The organism is Marivita sp. S2033 (genome assembly GCF_046592965.1).
Classification (GTDB): Bacteria; Pseudomonadota; Alphaproteobacteria; order Rhodobacterales; family Rhodobacteraceae; genus Marivita.
Map to the genome: position 1 here is coordinate 1 of NZ_JBISBV010000021.1, position 15,393 is coordinate 15,393.

The 15,393-nt window shown below is 62.0% G+C and carries 17 protein-coding genes and 1 pseudogene; 11 read left to right on the forward strand and 7 right to left on the reverse strand.

All coding sequences use genetic code 11. The annotated features are described in order from the left end of the window. Positions 1–343 precede the first annotated feature (343 nt). The 4 genes from ACGKZZ_RS16675 to ACGKZZ_RS16690 all read right to left on the reverse strand — a co-directional run bounded on the left by ACGKZZ_RS16675 (position 344) and on the right by ACGKZZ_RS16690 (position 5,778). The gene (locus ACGKZZ_RS16675; RefSeq protein ID WP_411224653.1) at positions 344–1,288 is read right to left on the reverse strand and encodes a GIY-YIG nuclease family protein; all 945 of its coding nucleotides are present in this window, start codon (positions 1,286–1,288) and stop codon (positions 344–346) included. A gap of 170 nt (positions 1,289–1,458) precedes the next feature. Next, positions 1,459–2,529, reverse strand: a complete 1,071-nt coding sequence (locus ACGKZZ_RS16680; protein ID WP_411224654.1) for a hypothetical protein — start codon at positions 2,527–2,529, stop codon at positions 1,459–1,461. Then, positions 2,522–4,981 carry a DEAD/DEAH box helicase family protein gene (locus ACGKZZ_RS16685; protein WP_411224655.1) on the reverse strand — a complete coding sequence of 820 codons (2,460 nt, stop codon included), beginning with the start codon at positions 4,979–4,981 and terminating at the stop codon, positions 2,522–2,524. Before ACGKZZ_RS16685 ends, ACGKZZ_RS16680 begins: the two co-directional genes overlap by 8 nt. After that, on the reverse strand, positions 4,981–5,778 hold the full coding sequence (locus ACGKZZ_RS16690) for a hypothetical protein (protein ID WP_411224656.1): 798 nt from the start codon (positions 5,776–5,778) through the stop codon (positions 4,981–4,983). The genes ACGKZZ_RS16685 and ACGKZZ_RS16690 overlap by 1 nt, the downstream gene beginning before the upstream one ends. Here ACGKZZ_RS16690 and ACGKZZ_RS16695 point away from each other — a divergent pair. The 11 genes and pseudogenes from ACGKZZ_RS16695 to ACGKZZ_RS16745 all read left to right on the forward strand — a co-directional run bounded on the left by ACGKZZ_RS16695 (position 5,777) and on the right by ACGKZZ_RS16745 (position 14,178). Next, the gene (locus ACGKZZ_RS16695; RefSeq protein WP_411224657.1) at positions 5,777–5,938 is read left to right on the forward strand and encodes a DUF6511 domain-containing protein; all 162 of its coding nucleotides are present in this window, start codon (positions 5,777–5,779) and stop codon (positions 5,936–5,938) included. The genes ACGKZZ_RS16690 and ACGKZZ_RS16695 overlap by 2 nt on opposite strands. Continuing rightward, complete coding sequence (locus tag ACGKZZ_RS16700) at positions 5,938–6,696, forward strand: hypothetical protein (RefSeq protein WP_411224658.1); 759 nt, start codon at positions 5,938–5,940, stop codon at positions 6,694–6,696. Before ACGKZZ_RS16695 ends, ACGKZZ_RS16700 begins: the two co-directional genes overlap by 1 nt. Next, positions 6,693–9,059 (forward strand): AAA family ATPase, encoded by a 2,367-nt coding sequence (locus ACGKZZ_RS16705; RefSeq protein ID WP_411224659.1) that lies wholly within the window; start codon positions 6,693–6,695, stop codon positions 9,057–9,059. Before ACGKZZ_RS16700 ends, ACGKZZ_RS16705 begins: the two co-directional genes overlap by 4 nt. Before the next feature lie 132 nt (positions 9,060–9,191). Then, the gene (locus ACGKZZ_RS16710) at positions 9,192–9,674 is read left to right on the forward strand and encodes a hypothetical protein (protein ID WP_411224660.1); all 483 of its coding nucleotides are present in this window, start codon (positions 9,192–9,194) and stop codon (positions 9,672–9,674) included. A gap of 114 nt (positions 9,675–9,788) precedes the next feature. Beyond that, positions 9,789–10,298: a crossover junction endodeoxyribonuclease RuvC gene (locus tag ACGKZZ_RS16715; protein ID WP_411224666.1), complete on the forward strand. Its 510-nt coding sequence runs from the start codon at positions 9,789–9,791 to the stop codon at positions 10,296–10,298. A gap of 5 nt (positions 10,299–10,303) precedes the next feature. Continuing rightward, the gene (locus ACGKZZ_RS16720; RefSeq protein WP_411224667.1) at positions 10,304–10,498 is read left to right on the forward strand and encodes a hypothetical protein; all 195 of its coding nucleotides are present in this window, start codon (positions 10,304–10,306) and stop codon (positions 10,496–10,498) included. Then, positions 10,491–10,937, forward strand: a complete 447-nt coding sequence (locus tag ACGKZZ_RS16725) for a DUF6362 family protein (RefSeq protein ID WP_411224661.1) — start codon at positions 10,491–10,493, stop codon at positions 10,935–10,937. Before ACGKZZ_RS16720 ends, ACGKZZ_RS16725 begins: the two co-directional genes overlap by 8 nt. Before the next feature lie 402 nt (positions 10,938–11,339). Continuing rightward, positions 11,340–12,716, forward strand: a complete 1,377-nt coding sequence (locus ACGKZZ_RS16730; protein ID WP_411224662.1) for a site-specific DNA-methyltransferase — start codon at positions 11,340–11,342, stop codon at positions 12,714–12,716. 1 nt (position 12,717) lies between these two features. Next, a pseudogene (locus ACGKZZ_RS16735) lies at positions 12,718–13,242 on the forward strand (DNA cytosine methyltransferase); the annotation flags it as partial. Positions 13,243–13,339: 97 nt separating this feature from the next. Then, positions 13,340–13,915, forward strand: coding sequence for a hypothetical protein (locus ACGKZZ_RS16740; RefSeq protein ID WP_411224668.1), 576 nt, complete (start codon positions 13,340–13,342; stop codon positions 13,913–13,915). Continuing rightward, the gene (locus ACGKZZ_RS16745; protein ID WP_411224663.1) at positions 13,912–14,178 is read left to right on the forward strand and encodes a hypothetical protein; all 267 of its coding nucleotides are present in this window, start codon (positions 13,912–13,914) and stop codon (positions 14,176–14,178) included. Before ACGKZZ_RS16740 ends, ACGKZZ_RS16745 begins: the two co-directional genes overlap by 4 nt. Here the strand turns inward: ACGKZZ_RS16745 and ACGKZZ_RS16750 are convergent. The 3 genes from ACGKZZ_RS16750 to ACGKZZ_RS16760 all read right to left on the reverse strand — a co-directional run bounded on the left by ACGKZZ_RS16750 (position 14,114) and on the right by ACGKZZ_RS16760 (position 15,333). Continuing rightward, positions 14,114–14,425, reverse strand: coding sequence for a type II toxin-antitoxin system RelE/ParE family toxin (locus tag ACGKZZ_RS16750; RefSeq protein ID WP_411224664.1), 312 nt, complete (start codon positions 14,423–14,425; stop codon positions 14,114–14,116). The genes ACGKZZ_RS16745 and ACGKZZ_RS16750 overlap by 65 nt on opposite strands. After that, positions 14,422–14,697 carry a type II toxin-antitoxin system Phd/YefM family antitoxin gene (locus tag ACGKZZ_RS16755; protein ID WP_133395091.1) on the reverse strand — a complete coding sequence of 92 codons (276 nt, stop codon included), beginning with the start codon at positions 14,695–14,697 and terminating at the stop codon, positions 14,422–14,424. Before ACGKZZ_RS16755 ends, ACGKZZ_RS16750 begins: the two co-directional genes overlap by 4 nt. 75 nt (positions 14,698–14,772) lie before the next feature. Beyond that, on the reverse strand, positions 14,773–15,333 hold the full coding sequence (locus ACGKZZ_RS16760; protein ID WP_411224665.1) for a DUF3489 domain-containing protein: 561 nt from the start codon (positions 15,331–15,333) through the stop codon (positions 14,773–14,775). Between the last annotated feature and the right edge of the window lie 60 nt (positions 15,334–15,393).

Sequence of the window (15,393 nt, forward strand, 5' to 3'; positions counted from 1 at the left end):
CCCTCCGCCACTTGCCCTTGCGAAAGCGTTCTCCCGATCCGGCTGCCTCCGGATTTTCTCGTTGTATTCGAGGGTTATGCGGGAGGGGCTGAGCACTGGCCTCGTCGCCAGGAGGCCCGGAAGCGGTCTCTGAGGGCCGATATTCTCCGGACCTGATGACTGCGCGGATTTGGTGAATAGCCTGCAAGCATCTGGACTTTCTCGGTTTTTACGACGTCGAGGCTGAACACTTCGACGCCGGTGGCGTTCGCGAGATGGAACTGAAATCGAACCAACGCATGGGCCAAGTCGAAGCATTCGGAGCTGTGTCTGTACCTATTTGAGGCGTTAGACATGCTGACCTTCAAAACCGTGACATGCCGGGCAAAGACCAACATAGAGACTCGGCTTCTTCGAGGTTTCCCCAGAAAAACTCCCCGCCCAGACTCTCAAGACGGCCAGAAGAAATTTGCTTGAACTGAGCTTCGACGTCCTCCGCTGATTTCTTGTCCGGGAATGGCTGCGAGTTCACCCGTAGCGCCCAACGGCCAGTAGCCGCCGGCGGTATACCCGCGTTCAATTCGGCGCAGCGGCGCTTCAGTGCGTTTGTCACGCCGACCTTCAGCGCGACCGATTTGTCGCCGAATGATTTCTTCTTGCCCAAGAGAGCGTGGCCGTCCCCCTCATAGACAGCAAGGTATAGGAATGTCTTCCCATCTTCGTAATTCGAAGTTCTTTCACCGAAACTGCCGGGAAATGCGCGTGAAGGCCTAAAGACCTCCGCGAACGCCATTACTGGGGACTCGCCATCATTGACTGGTGGCTCGCCGTAGACGTTGACCTCCCGCACCTTGATCTTTAGCGCTTGCGCGATCTCATCTGGGTCGAGATCGGCGCCATGAACCGCGAGAGCCTGGCCTGCCTCAGGCCGATAGGAATTGAAGGCGATCCTCGAGATCATCATCTTCTCTTCGGCCCGCCAGGCGCGGCGGACTGGAATCGCATAGGTCCACTTGTCGGCCCAGCCCGCATCTCGTTTCCGGTCCAAACCCACCTTAGAGGCCTTTTCGTAATCGCGGATTGGCGTTGCCTTAACCTCCAGAAAGCCGAGTACATATGAGCGCAGTGACTTCTCGGTCTCTGCGGTGCTGGCGCCGTAGATCATGATGAGGTCGCCGTCGTTTAGCTTTCGGAGGTAGGCGTCGCGGGAGCTTTCCTGTGTCCAGCCAACGTAGCCGTCCTCCTCAGGTCCGAAGCCGTAGAAGGAACGGATGCGGACCTGCTTGCCTTCCGGTAAAATGGAATTCATTTGGCATCATCCTTTATCAGCGCGCCTCTACCCCTCGTGGTGGTGAGCTGACTTGTCCGGCTGTGGTAGAGAGCGTTTAGCTCACGTCTTGAGCCTTTCACACGAAGGGGCTGGGTTCTGGAAGCCGAGTAACTTCTTGTTATCGAAGTTTTCTGCAAACTTGGCCTGTGCTAGACTGTTGGAAAGTTCTGCAAGAGGAACCGACTCGGCTCACCCTTGTCGGTCCATTGATCCCACAGGCTGCGCGCTTGAGCATCGTCGGAGTCAAGCAACCGGTAGACCTGATCTTTGCGCTTCTGGCGCGCGCGCGCGCCTATTTTTCCGTCGGCACCCGGCAAGAGATAGTCTTCCATAATGGAGGCTGTGAAATCGCTGGCCGTTCGTGCCTTGCGGTGCCTCAAAGCCAAGTCGGCTTCGACCTCGTTGGCGCACTTCGCTGGTGCGGATTTCCCGAAGTATCTTGCCCCAAGTTTAAGCACCTCGTCCAGCTCTCCGTCCTCGGTCAGAAGACGGAGGACGTCTGGAATGTAGTCTTCGGCGCGTTGCTCTTGGAACAAGATGCGTGCCTGTGCGAATTGCTCCTTGGTCGGCGGGTGTGTGACGTCGTCCGGGTCTCGCACCAAGAACTTCCGCTGCTCGCGCAGACCTTCGAAGCTGGAAGTCGAGATTAGGACACCACGAATTCTAAAGGTCCAAGGTTGACCGTCTATAGTGACTGGGCCGATCTCCTCGGAGAGGAAATGCGGGACGACTTGGGTGGAAACGACTTTATATTCGCCCCAACCCGCATGTGCGCCGAGCGCGAGGCCTTTCGGATCAGCGAACCCGAAGGTTTGCGTACGATTTTCCTCATCAACGATCCAAATGACGAAGTCGGGATAGTACCAGTCCGAGGAATCAACGCGAAGCCTGAAGGACCTGGCATCTTTCTCTATGTTGCGCTTCAGCCAGATCTTTCGCTTTCCCCATACGAGGGGCGTGGAAGCTGACTTGGGGTAGTCTTTCTTTGGATAGAGATAGGTGATCAGGTCGCGAACAAACTTCTCCTCCTCACGGTTCAAAGCTCCGGGACCAGACACAACGCCCGAACCCTGCTGGTCAAGAAGAAGGGGTTGGTAAACACTTCCCGGTGCGAGAACCTCGCAGTGATTGCTGGTTGCACTGACAATCAAGGGCAGATTCTGCACGTCTGGACACAGCACGCGGTCTCCGAACAAATTCGGCTGGGTCTTGTCAGGCATTAGTAATTTCCTTGGAATACTGGCTTGGAATGCCGCTGTCCGATGCGCCAATGATCTCGTAACTGCTGTGCTTGGCTTCGATCTTGCGGTAGGCGCTTTCGAACAATTTCCTCGCCACCGTGCTGGCCGCGATTTGAAGGCGCTGGATATCTTGTCTGCTGTGAACGCTGCAGAAACCCGGCAGTGCCCAAACTTCATACGGACCTGATTGAAGGGCGATGCTGGCCGAAGTCCGGTCAAACCGGATGTTCCACCGCTTTCCCAAGGCTTTCCATTGGACCAGATCCGAGTAGATCGAGTCCATGTCGAGGAGGTGAACGGTTTGCTTGAATTCTGCGGTGACATCGCCGCCCACGCGGGCGGCATTCTCATCCAAACCATCTCGCCCAATGCGTGCAGTGGCGATGCCCGCAGCATAGGACACAACAACCTTGTTCACCGATTGCAGCCATTTAGCATCGCGCAAATCGACGAGGAATGCGTTTTGTTGCGGGCCTACGGCCTTGATAGACAGCAGCGCGGGTGTTTCTGGAAGCCAGTCCTGAACGTCGCAGACCGTCCGTGTCTTTTCGCCGATCCCGTTCTCGAACAGCCCCGCAAGAAAAGCCTGCAGATACCGGGACTTCAGGCCAAAGACGAAAGCCGTCTGCAGAGCGGCCAAATCGCCTTCGATATCGCGCAGGCGCTTACCGTTGCCGTTCGTGCCAGCAAATCGGACGACACGGCCGAACATCTGGATGATGAGAGAACCTTCGTTCTGACCTAGTCGAAGAAGGGTCAAGCTCGAGGCTCGATAGTTGTCCCAGCCTTCTGCGAAGCGCCGTGAGCCGATCAAGAGGTTTACGCCAGAGTTGGCCAGTTCCAAGTCCGCAAACAGTGACGCAGTGAAAGCGTCGTCCTCGATCTCAAGTGACGCGGCTTCCAGCCCATCTTTTAGGCCCTTCACATCGCCGACGTTCACCACGCCATAGTAATGCACGCTGTCCCCCCGGCGGAGACCCAGGCCCATTTCACCTGGCGACGTCTTCAAGACACGAAATAACGGTACGTCGCCGTCCTGCCAGCCGAACACGTCGTTCAGAATCCGTGCTTGGATAGCGGCTGCAGACATACCCTGCAGCCCAGTGTTTACGACATCAGGCAGTAGACTGGCACCTTGGCGGGCTGCCTCCAGCACGTGGGTGATGCCTTCGGAAATGAAGTCATCTTCCGAGAGTGCCCGGTCAAGATATCGCAGGACGTCGATGACGTCGGACGTTTGTTCCTGGTCGCCTGCGTTCTTGCCGCCGATCACCGAAAGGCCGAGCAAGACCCAGAGAGGCTTTGCTACGCGAAGACCACGATCCTTGATCTGCTTTTGCACGCCCGACTTGCCGAAGCTTGCCAGCTGGTACCAATACGCGATCAGGGCCGCCGTCAGTGTCGTGTGCTGAACTTCCTCGGTCGTCTCCTGGTGTCCGTCCAGCTTTACGTTCCAGAAATCCTTGCCGTAAAGATCGGCATGGAACCGGTCGTAGGCGTAGTCGAGCATGATGGCCTTGGCATATCGGCCGAACGTGGCCTCAGCCTCTGCCACCTGGCCGAAAGTGGCCGAGAACTCGATCAGCATTCCGCGGTGATCGGACTGGCTGTCACCGATGCCGGCGAGGTCCGATTGAAGCTTCTTCCAGACACTTTCTTCGCTGCGCTGGCCCTTGTGCCCTTCGTCGACGAAGACGAGGTTGCGCCCGTCGCGGAAGACCGAGGTGGGGATTGTCACCCCATCGCCCTTCTTCGTCTCGGCCAGCTTGTTGATGTCGACGACGATCACGGTGTCAGGGTGCAGACGGCCGAGGCTCGAGGCGTCGCCATCCATCGGATAAGCAAAGACGTCGAACGCTTTCGTTTCCCGCAGCTTGTCGGCGTGCTGGCGCGACAGGTTTTCAGAGGGCGTGATCAGAATGGTGCGGTCCCATGTCCCCGCGGCGTGCAGCATCGCGATGCAGGCGTGCAGCACATGGGTCTTGCCGGATCCCGTGGCCATCCAGAAGGCGGCAAACTGCAAGTCGTCCGCGGTGAAGGGGCTTATCGTCTCGCTTCGGTTGTTCTGCGCCCATTCGGTGAGGAAGGCATTCAGCCGTTCGAGGAACGCCCCCTCATCGGTGCTGCGGGACTTTTGCCAATGCGCGAAGAGGATCAGTGACAGGTACTGCGCATAGCGCGGCGCCAGCTTCACCGTCTGGCAAGCCGCCCGGACCACCTGATCCGCCTCTGTGAGCAGGGCCGCATCACCCCGGCATAGCGACTCCAATTGCGCCAGATAGTTGCCGTCGGCCATAGCCAACTCGGCCGTCATTGTATCTTCGACCGTCGAGAGCCCGCGCATCACTACGGCGAGGTCCAGCCCTAGTTCGTGGGCCAATGCATCGCGCAGGACGAGAGCTTTCTTGAGCCTGGCGTGACCGGAAGCCATCAGCGACCTCCAAATTGGGTGGCGAAGATGGCCTCGATGGCCTCGAACCGTTCGCAGCCTTCAAAGGCCAGCTCCGGCATGGCATTCGTGAGGAAACGATCGGCGGAATGCTGTGCCAACTTCGTCTTGCACCAGTCTTCGTTGCCCTCCCGATCGCATTCGCGGAAGAGCACGGTGACGGAGCGATTGCGACGATCCGTTCCTGTGATGACCGCGCCTTGATCTTCGCGATAGAGACGCGCGACATCGAGGCCGAGCAGGTAGATCAGGCTTTCGACCAGGTCGACCTCGCGATCCACCGCTTCGCCACCGCCGTGCGCGCACTTGATGCTGTAGCCGAAGGGCGAGCGGAAGTGGTCGACGGATTGGAATAGCTTTCGCGCTTCGCGGTCGAGGCGGTATTGGATCGAGAACGCGAGGTTCTCGAATGCCATTGCGTCCTGCACCGCTTGCTGGTCGATACTGAGGCTCTCTAGCGTATCATCGTATTGCTCGAGTTCCTGAACCCGCACGAAAATGCCAGGTCCGCGTAGATCCTTGGCCATTCCCGATTTCCATTGGGCCGCACTGCCGACTTTCTTGATTCGGGGAACAACCAGCGTTTCGAAGTAGCGGTTGACCTCTACCGTGATGAACTTGCGATGACCCAGGTCGAGACGGTTTGCTTCAACCACGGCATGCGCAGAACTTCCCGAACCGCCGAAGCAATCGAGGATCGTGCTGTCCTTCTCCGCGGCTTGGTTGATGAACCGCCGAACGAAACGCGAGTTCTTGGGCGACAAGAACACCGCCACCATGAAACACATCGCCATGCTGATGGATGAGATCGGCTGGCAGACCGCATTTGCCGATCTGACCGAGGCTCAGGTGCGCGCCCTGATCGAAGAGGCCGTCGAGGGTTTCCGCGAGGCCATGTCCGACATCGCCCGGGCCCAGACACCGGAGGTGCCGTTCTGATGCTGGATTTCAATCACCGCCCCTCCGTGGCGGAGCGGATCAACGCACTGGTCGACGCAGCCCTCATCGCTGAACGTGAGGCCACGCCGCCCAGGACCTATCTCGGCGCATCCCGCTTGGGTCATGTTTGCGAACGCGCGCTGCAGTTCGAGTTTGCCGGTGCGCCCAAGGATGAGGGTGCGGATTTCGGCGGGCGGACGCTGCGGATCTTCGCCATCGGCCACCAGCTCGAGGATCTGGCGATCCGCTGGCTGCGCGCGGCCGGGATCGATCTGGTCACCCAAAAACGCGATGGCGGCCAGTTCGGCTTTTCCGTCGCGGGCGGTCGCATCCGGGGCCATGTCGATGGGATCATCGCCGATGCCCCAGCAGCGCTTGGCATGCGCGCCCCGGCGCTCTGGGAATGCAAGACCATGAACGCGAAGAACTGGCGCGCCTGCGTCAAGGACGGTGTCACGGTTTCCAAGCCTGTCTATGCCGCCCAGATCGCGATCTACCAGGCCTACATGGAACCGTCGGTGCCGGGGATATCGGCGGCACCGGCGCTGTTCACGGCGATCAACAAGGACAACGCCGAGCTGCACCATGAATTGGTGCCGTTTGATGCCGATCTCGCTCAGGGTATGTCCGATCGCGCCGTGCGCATCCTGCAGGCCACCGACGCAGGTGATCTGCTGCCGCGCATAGCCACCAACCGGGATTTCTTCGAATGCCGGTTCTGTGCCCATGCCGAGCGGTGTTGGGGGCTGGCGGCATGACTGACGAGCCCACTGACAAGCCGAATTCCGAGCAGGACCAGGCCATGCAAGATGATACGCCGCCCGATGGGCCCAAGGAAAACATCGTCCATTTCAACCCTTGGCGGGATTTCAATGACGCCGCGCCGCAGATCGACGTCTTCGGCGACGAGCCCGATCCCGAGCAGATCGCCCAGTTCATGCAAGTCGTCTTCGGCTACTGCGACGGGCTGATCCCGGTCCGCAGTTTCATCGACAAGGGTCAGGGCATCGATGGCCGCCCGCACAACATCTGGCTCGAGGCGGATCAGGCCGCGCCCGAAAAAATGGCGACCTTCGCCACATGGGCGTCGCGGGAGGGCGCAGCGGTCTATGTGATCCCCGGCACCGTGGCCGCGCCTGGGCAGGCCAAGGCCGCCGAGATCCTGCAGATGCAGACCGTCGTGGTCGATCTCGACACCGGCGATATCGCTGCCATGCGGGCCCACCTGGAGCGCCACCTCGGTGCGCCGACCATGGTGGTTGAGAGCGGTGGTGTGACAACTGAGGGCCAGCGCAAGGCACATGTCTGGTGGGCGCTGACCGAGCCCGCCGAGGGCGATGATATTCGCCGTGTCTGCCGTCTGCGCGGCGACATCGCGGCCAAGGTCGGCGGTGACATGCACTTCCGTTCCGCCCACCAGCCGATCCGGGTGGCAGGCTCGGTCTATTACAAGAACAGCCTCAAGACGCAGGTCCGCATCGTTGAACTACAGCATGACCGCGAACGCGATTTGGCGGAGTTCATCGAGGCGGTCACAGACATGCCTCCCGCGCCGGGCATCTCGCTGCAACCCGAGTTCACGCATCCCGACAAACCCGCCATGGACGATGTGCTGGTGACCCCGGTGCGTGAGGGCGCGCAGGACGACTGGTCCCGCTTCGAGGGCGCATCTGCTGCGATCGGGCATTTCATCCGCATGGTCCACGAGGGCCGGATGACAAAGGACGAGGGCTGGGAAGGCATCTGCGGCTACAACGCCGCAATGCTGCGGCCCCAGTGGCCCGTTGATCGGCTCAAGCGCGAGTCCGAGCGCCTCTGGGAGCGGCATGTCGAGAAATACGGGCCGCCGCTGATCCGGCTGGACTCCGGCGCACCGGGGCCGCAGGAGATGCCCGCCTTCACGCTCGGCGCGCTGCTGGACGACCAGAGCCCGATGCCGGAGGACATCATCGCGCCCCGCGTGCTGACGCCGGGCGGGCTGCTGGTGCTGGGTGGCGCGCCGAAGGTTGGCAAGAGCGATCTGCTAATTTCGTGGCTCGTGCACATGGCCGCGGGCGTGCCGTTCCTCGGCTTCACCCCGCCACGCCCGCTGCGGATCTTCTATCTGCAGGCCGAGATCCAGTATCACTATTTGCGCGAACGCCTGAAGCAGATCGCCCTGCCGCCAGAGGTGTTGGTAGCCGCGCGCGACACCTTCGTCGCAACGCCAAAGCTCAAAATGCTGCTCGACAACGAGGGCAGCGTGCGGGTTGCCCGCGCCGTGCAAAAAGCGTTCCCGGATGCACCGCCTGACATCCTCTGCGTCGACCCGATCCGCAACCTGTTCGACGGCGGGCCCGATGGCGGCGGCGAGAACGACAACACCGCCATGATGTTCTTCCTCAAGGAAAGGGTCGAGGTCCTGCGCGATCATATTGACCCCGACTGCGGTGTCATCCTGATCCACCACACCAAGAAGCTCAGCAAGCAGCAAGTGAAGGACGATCCCTTCCTCGCGCTCTCCGGCGCCAGCGCGCTGCGCGGCTTCTACACCTCCGGCTTGATCCTGCATCGGCCCGACGAGGATTGCTCGCAACGAAAGCTGGAGATCGAGCTGCGCAATGGCCCTGCGCTGCCGCCAAAGGTGATCGACAAGGTCGGCGGTCAATGGGTCGAGATCAACCCGATGAACGAACGCCTCGTCCGCCAGGACGTCGGTGCAAAGCATGATGCGGAGCGAGCCCGGAAGCACGATGTGATCCTGGCAATTCTGCTCGATGAAGCCTCGGAGGGGCGGCTCTACACCTCGACGCAATTGGGTGAGGCCTTCGAGAACCAGCATGGTCTTGGCAGTCAGTTTACCATCCGCGAGCGCCTCGGAGTTCTGGCAACCAAGGGATTTGTGAAGTTCCGACGTGACCTGTCCGAACAAGGCTTCGCGGCGACCCGGTCCCACTTCGGCTACCTGTGCGTGGAAGGCATGCGTTTCGGTCAGGATCCGATCATTGATCCCGCCACTGGCGAGGTGCTCGGAGAGGGCATTTCAGTCCAGCCGAGCCATTACAAGTGCCCCCATTCCGGCCGCGCCAGGGAGGTCGAGAACCCCGCTGTCTGGATCTATCCGGAGGGGGGCGATGGCTGACTTTGTCATATGACAGAGGCCTTTGTCATCCTCATGCCTCTGTCATGAAACCAATGAAATCAACAGCTTACTGATGACAATGACAAAGGTCTCTGTCATGGCCCTCTGTCATCAAAAACAGGAGAAAACGATATGAAAACAGATACTTGCGGTACCGGCATGAGGAAGAGTGGCAACCCCTATACTAAGTATGAGGGGGGCGGACGTTGTCCCGCCCCCTCATACGACGATAGTCACCGCGCGACTGGTTTCCCCGGTGCTGTTGGCGATCAAGGCAAGCGCTTCACTGGTGGCCAGGCTGCGCGCGTCGTTCACAAGATCAATTTCCGCGTGTTGCCGCTGCCAGGAACCGTGCTGATGCACGAGGGTCAGCGCTATGTCGCGGTTGGCTCCGACCTGCACAAACGCCGCGACGGGCAAATCATCCCGATCATCCTTTGGGAAAGCCACTGCGCGCAATGCGGCAGGCCATTCCAATGCTGGAGCGGCCTGCGATCAGGAACGCTGAATCGTCGCTGCCTTGATCACCGAGCGCCCGGCAAGGCCGTGGCTGGGTCCGGTCGCAAGCGTGTTGCCAAGCACCTCAGCAAGCACGGCAGGCGGAAGAAACCCTGAATTCATCCGACGACGGCGGCCCGTACCGCCAAGCACATGACCGCCGTCGTCTTCCACCCCCGCAGCCAACCCGAAAAGGAGACCACGATGGCTGAAGCGACTCTGACCACCAAGATGAAGGAGGCAATCCCCGATCTGCCGCCTGCTTTCCGCGCCGACCGCACCTTGCTCGCGCTCGATCTCGGCACGACAACAGGCTGGGCTCTGCATGGTGCCGATGGGCTGATCACCAGTGGCACCGCATCCTTCCGCAACGGCCGGTTCGACGGGGGCGGTATGCGATACCTGCGCTTCACGAACTGGCTGGAAGAGTTGGAGCGGTTGTCCGGGCCTATCGCTGCCATCTGGTTCGAGGAGGTCCGTCGCCACGTGGGCACTGACGCAGCCCACGTCTATGGAGGTCTGATGGCGACGCTGACGGCATGGGCCGAGTTGCGCGGCGTCCCTTACCAGGGCGTTCCTGTCGGCACCATCAAGCGTCACGCCACCGGCAAGGGCAACGCCAACAAGGACGCCATGATCGCCGCCGCCCGGGCGCGCGGGTTCAGCCCAGTTGATGACAATGAGGCCGATGCCATCGCGATCCTGCTTTGGGCCATTGAAACCCGCGGAGGTGCGCAATGACCGGGATGCGCTTCACGCCGAAGGGCTATGGCGGCCATCGCCGCCAGCCCGACGAGGTCAAACGCGACGGCTGGAAAGAGCAAGGCCTGCTAGCCGTCGCCGTCGACGATCACCGGCTCACCTGGCCCGAACGCGAATTGGTGCGCCAGCTTGGCGAGCGTCTCTACGGCAAACTGGAACGGGAGGCACGTCATGGGTGATTGGACAACCACACGTGTGGAGGACCGGCTCGAGAGTGCGGCCGACGTCTTCCGCACCTTGCCCGGCGTCATGCCGCAGGGCTTCTTCAATGCGTGGCCCGAGTACTTCCACAGCTTCGCCGACAAGGTCGGTCAGGAGCCGCAGATGCGGCGGCCCCGGCCGGGCCCGCGCCAGATCACCGAAGCCGAGGAGGCGTTGCTCTGGCTGCGCTGGCTGGAACGGGATGATGCCCGGATCGTCTGGTTGCGTGCCGAACGCACGCCATGGAAACCGATCTGCTGGCAGATGGGGCTGAGCCGCACGGCTGCCAACAAACGCTGGCAGTTCGGGCTCGCGGTGATCACCTGGCGTCTTCATGGCCGCCTGCCTCCCGCCCGACGCTCGCAGCAGTTCGACATCGAAAACGCCAACTGCCTGTCAAGAAAAATCGTCTTGTGAGGCAATTTTCCGGTGTACATCGCATGGCCTTACACATTTCGAGAATGAGGCTACAAATTGGATATACTCGGGAGAGGAGCGCGCAGGCACAGGCCACGCAGCTGGCTTCCGGGGTCCAGCAAAGGGTCCAGTCGGGGTCCAATCAGCTAAGCCATTGAATTCTTGGTTCCTTCTGGGCGACTTTCGTATGCTGGCGGGCGAAGCGCGCAATATCGCCAGCGACAGGGCCGGTTTTTTGGGAAGCCACCCCGGCGGGCATCCACCCGCAACCTGCTGAAAACCTAAACAAAACAAACCTTTGGAACCGGACGCGTCCGGCGGCCGCTGGACCCTTTGCGGAGTCCAGGCTGGCTGCCGGGGGCCGGAGTCCAGGGGTCCACCCCATTGAGGCGCACCGAAATCATGACGCTGAGCTTTGCCCCGGACGCGATCGAGACCTGGCCGCTGGCCAAGCTCCAGCCCTACGCAAAAAACGCGAAGGCGCATGGCGCAGACCAAGTCGCGAAGATCGCTGCCAGCATGGCGGAGTTTGGCTGGACTGTTCCCTGTCTGGTCGCCGACGACGGCGAGCTGATCGCGGGCCATGGCCGGGTGCTGGCCGCCACGCAGCTCGGGCTGACCGAAGCGCCGGTGATCGTGCTGGGGCATCTGTCCAAGGCGCAGCGTCGGGCATATCGGATCGCGGACAACAAATTGACCGAACTCGGCACTTGGGACGAGGCCCTACTCTCGGCCGAACTGAACGAGCTGCTGGCCGAAGATTTCGATCTGTCGCTGGTCGGATTCTCGGACGGCGAGTTGGACAAGCTGCTGGCTTACGTGCCGGAGGAAGAGGGTGAAAATGTTGGTTCTGGCGGCTCTGTGCCGCCGGTGACCATCCCCGAACCGCCGCGCAACCCGGCATCGCAGACGGGCGACCTGTGGATCCTTGGCGATCACCGGTTGCTCTGCGGCGACAGCACAAGCGCCGTCGATGTCCGCCGTCTGATGAATGGCGAGCGCGCGATCCTGTTCGCCACCGACCCGCCGTACCTCGTCGACTACGACGGCTCGAACCATCCGACGCGGAACAAGGACTGGTCGGCCTCCTATGGCACCACCTGGGACGACTCTTCGCAGGGCGCGGAGCTCTACGACGGCTTCATCGCCGCTGCACTCGCCGAAGCGATTGCCGATAACGCCGCCTGGTATTGCTGGCACGCCTCGCGCCGCCAGGCGATGCTGGAAGCCTGCTGGGAAAAGGCGGGCGCCTTCGTGCACCAGCAGATCATCTGGGTGAAGGACCGCGGGGTTCTGACCCGGTCGCATTACCTGTGGAAGCATGAACCCTGTTTTATGGGCTGGCGTCGGCCAAACCGCCCACCGAAGGTGGCGGAGGAAACGCTGCCGTCCACATGGGCGCTGCCGAGCTTCGCCAAGGACGACCGGCCCGACCACCCGACGCCGAAACCGCTGGACGCCTTCGGGATTCCTATGCGCCAGCACGTCGCGCGGGGCGGTCTTTGCTATGAGCCGTTCTGTGGATCCGGATCGCAGATCATGGCCGGTGAAGCCAATGGTCGCCGCGTCTTCGCGATGGAAATCAGTCCGGCATACATTGATGTCGCTGTCGAACGCTGGCAGGCCGACACCGGCCGCGACGCGATCCTCGACGGCGACGGTCGGACCTTCGCGGCCGTGAAAGCTGAACGGCTGGGCGACGACGCTGACGCCCCCGCCGATGCCCCGGACACAGACGCCGAACCAGAACCCGCCCGCAAACCCAAATCCGCCGCGTGATATGCATGACCTGGCTTTACATCCCTCCGGGCGCACTTCCGGAACCGCAGACGCATGCCTGTTCGGCCTCTCACTCTGTTCCGGTGCAGGCGGGCTTGATCTCGGGCTCACCATCGCCATCCCCGGATATCGAACTGTGGGCCATGTCGAGCGGGAAACCTTCGCCGCAGCCACTCTCGTGGCGCGGATGGCGGACGCGTCCCTGGATCAGGCTGTTGTCTGGGACGACGTTGGAACCTTCGACGGCCGCCCGTGGTGCGGCGCGGTGGACATCGTCACTGCGGGATATCCGTGCCAGCCGTTCTCGGTCGCGGGCAAGCGCCGGGGCGCAGACGACCCGCGCCACCTCTGGCCGCATGTCGCCCGGATCATCGGCGAGGTCGAGCCGCCCTTCGTCTTCCTCGAGAATGTCGCCCATCATCTCCGCCTCGGCTTCCCCGAAGTCGCCGCAGGACTGGTCTGCATGGGCTACAAGCTTGCGGCAGGCCTCTTCACGGCGGCGGAAGTCGGTGCGCCCCACAAACGCGAGCGGCTCTTCATCCTCGCCATCCGCGAGGGGGACGACATGGCCGACCCCGCGCGCCTGCTCCGGGACCCGGTCGAGCGGTGGGAACCGGACGGAGATGCTGCGGCTGTGGCCGACGCCACGCGCCAGCGCCAACGAAAACAGGCAGACGAAACCGACGCCCTCGCAGGAAGCGGGCAAGCACGGGATGAACCTGGCGACGAGCGCGGCGATGTGGCCGACGCCGCAGATCGACAGTTTCCGGAGCCGTGGTGGGAGCCGGAAGCACGAGAAGGGTCTGGACGGCATGGCGCGCGACTGGCCGACGCCGATGGCCAACGACGGCTGCAAGCCGAGCGCGGGCAACCGCAAGACGGCCGATCTGACCCATGCCAGCCGCATGTGGATGACGCCGACGGCGCGAGATCACAAGGATGGGGCGACGACATTGGCGAACACGCCGGTCAACGGCCTGCTTGGCCGCCAGGTCCTTGTGACGCCGATGGCTGGGAGCGATACCTCCGAGCAGCGCCGGACCTTGAACCCGCTGTTCGTCGAGGCGCTGATGGGCTGGCCCACCGGGTGGACCGGCTTCGCCTTTGTGGCAACGGAGTGGTCCCGCTGGTTGCGGCGCATGCGCTGCGAACTCTGGCAGCTGAACTGCTGGCTGATGGATGACGAGGCGCCAGCATGAGACAGTCGCGCCTCATGTCGCTGGTCGAGTCCGTCGTCAGCGTGATCGTCGGCTACGGCGTCGCGGTCGTCACGCAGATCCTGATCTTCCCGGTCTTCGGGCTGCATACGACGCTGGCGCAGAACCTCAAGATGGGCGCCATTTTCTCATTCGTGAGCATTGCCCGCTCATTTGTCCTTCGGCGGCTGTTTGAACGGATCAGGGTTGCCAATCACTGCGACGGCCATGCCGGATATGAAGAACCTGCACCGCCCCGTCGATGACGGCATAGTAGACCCGCCAGCGGGTTCCGCGACCATAGAGCGCGCGCCGGATCGGCAGATCGAAGGCCTTCGATTCCTGCGCAATCGGATGCGCCTCGGGCATGGCGCCAAAGTCGAGGATCATATTGCGGATGCCCGCAAGCCATTCGTCCGCAGCCCTCGGGTTGCGGTCGCGCAGCCAGATCCATGAAGCTGTCAGATCATCCGCCGCATTCGGCGTGATGATCACCGGCAGTGAAGCTGTCATTTCGTCTGAGCGAGTTCGTCAAAGAATCGGCCAGCCTCTGTGCCTTCACCGGCCCGGGCCTGCGATAGTCCCTTGCGGATGCCCGCGACGGTCTCGGCATGGTCAAGCTGGTCCTGCATGTCCTGCCATGCGCTGGCGTCCATGACGACGACCGAAGGCTTGCCATTGACGGTCAGGATCTGCGGCCGTCCGCTTTCCTTGATGCGCGCGATCATGCGCGCCGAATTCCGTTTGAACTCGGTCAGCGGGCTGATGTCTTTGATGATGTCCATGGCTGGGCTCCCGGCGCGCATCTAATTCGGTGCGAATATAGCGCCATTTCAGATGCGCGTCGAGATGTTCCGCGATCAATCGCGGATAGCGTAGACGCGGCCTCTTCCGTCAACCACCTCGGAGGTGATGGTCAGGCCGAGCTTCTTCTTCAGCGCACCGGACATGGCACCCCTAGCAGTGTGCTGTTGCCATTCGAGCGCTGCGACAATCTCGTCGATGGTCGCGCCGTCCGGCGCGCGCAGCATGGCGATCAGTTGCGCCTGCTTGGTGCCCTCGCGCGGCGTGCGCACCTTTGGCACGGCTTCGGGATCGGCGGGAGCGTCCGGCGCGGTCTTCTCGGTCGTCGCGCGCGAAGGCGCCGCGTTGGCTTCCTCCGGCTCGATGCCGATGGCGGCGAGGCCTGCGTCGGTGGCGACCAGCGTGACACCGTGGCCGTCGCCGGTCTCGCGCCAGACCGGTTCGCCGTTGCGGATGTCGGCATCGACTTCTTCGAGGAAGCCCTTGGCAAGCATCGCGCCGACCACCTTGGCAGCGGCACCGCCGCGCAGGCTGTCGGGCAGCGGCAGGGCAACGCGGTCCTCGTTCTGGGCCGCGCGGGATAGGATGATCGTCTGGGTGTCGGAAAGCTTGGTCATGGGGTCGTCTCCGTGTTCGGACCGCGACCGTCGCGGTCTTCTACGACCCCAAGCCGCGCA

Excerpts from the sequence above, each read along its gene's own strand:
- ACGKZZ_RS16675 (WP_411224653.1), bottom strand. The coding sequence starts at position 1,288 with ATGAATTCCATTTTACCGGAAGGCAAGCAGGTCCGCATCCGTTCCTTC.
- ACGKZZ_RS16680 (WP_411224654.1), bottom strand. The coding sequence starts at position 2,529 with ATGCCTGACAAGACCCAGCCGAATTTGTTCGGAGACCGCGTGCTGTGT.
- ACGKZZ_RS16685 (WP_411224655.1), bottom strand. The coding sequence starts at position 4,981 with ATGGCTTCCGGTCACGCCAGGCTCAAGAAAGCTCTCGTCCTGCGCGAT.
- ACGKZZ_RS16695 (WP_411224657.1), top strand. The coding sequence starts at position 5,777 with ATGAAACACATCGCCATGCTGATGGATGAGATCGGCTGGCAGACCGCA.
- ACGKZZ_RS16690 (WP_411224656.1), bottom strand. The coding sequence starts at position 5,778 with ATGGTGGCGGTGTTCTTGTCGCCCAAGAACTCGCGTTTCGTTCGGCGG.
- ACGKZZ_RS16700 (WP_411224658.1), top strand. The coding sequence starts at position 5,938 with ATGCTGGATTTCAATCACCGCCCCTCCGTGGCGGAGCGGATCAACGCA.
- ACGKZZ_RS16705 (WP_411224659.1), top strand. The coding sequence starts at position 6,693 with ATGACTGACGAGCCCACTGACAAGCCGAATTCCGAGCAGGACCAGGCC.
- ACGKZZ_RS16710 (WP_411224660.1), top strand. The coding sequence starts at position 9,192 with ATGAAAACAGATACTTGCGGTACCGGCATGAGGAAGAGTGGCAACCCC.
- ACGKZZ_RS16715 (WP_411224666.1), top strand. The coding sequence starts at position 9,789 with ATGAAGGAGGCAATCCCCGATCTGCCGCCTGCTTTCCGCGCCGACCGC.
- ACGKZZ_RS16720 (WP_411224667.1), top strand. The coding sequence starts at position 10,304 with ATGCGCTTCACGCCGAAGGGCTATGGCGGCCATCGCCGCCAGCCCGAC.
- ACGKZZ_RS16725 (WP_411224661.1), top strand. The coding sequence starts at position 10,491 with ATGGGTGATTGGACAACCACACGTGTGGAGGACCGGCTCGAGAGTGCG.
- ACGKZZ_RS16730 (WP_411224662.1), top strand. The coding sequence starts at position 11,340 with ATGACGCTGAGCTTTGCCCCGGACGCGATCGAGACCTGGCCGCTGGCC.
- ACGKZZ_RS16740 (WP_411224668.1), top strand. The coding sequence starts at position 13,340 with ATGCTGCGGCTGTGGCCGACGCCACGCGCCAGCGCCAACGAAAACAGG.
- ACGKZZ_RS16745 (WP_411224663.1), top strand. The coding sequence starts at position 13,912 with ATGAGACAGTCGCGCCTCATGTCGCTGGTCGAGTCCGTCGTCAGCGTG.
- ACGKZZ_RS16750 (WP_411224664.1), bottom strand. The coding sequence starts at position 14,425 with ATGACAGCTTCACTGCCGGTGATCATCACGCCGAATGCGGCGGATGAT.
- ACGKZZ_RS16755 (WP_133395091.1), bottom strand. The coding sequence starts at position 14,697 with ATGGACATCATCAAAGACATCAGCCCGCTGACCGAGTTCAAACGGAAT.
- ACGKZZ_RS16760 (WP_411224665.1), bottom strand. The coding sequence starts at position 15,333 with ATGACCAAGCTTTCCGACACCCAGACGATCATCCTATCCCGCGCGGCC.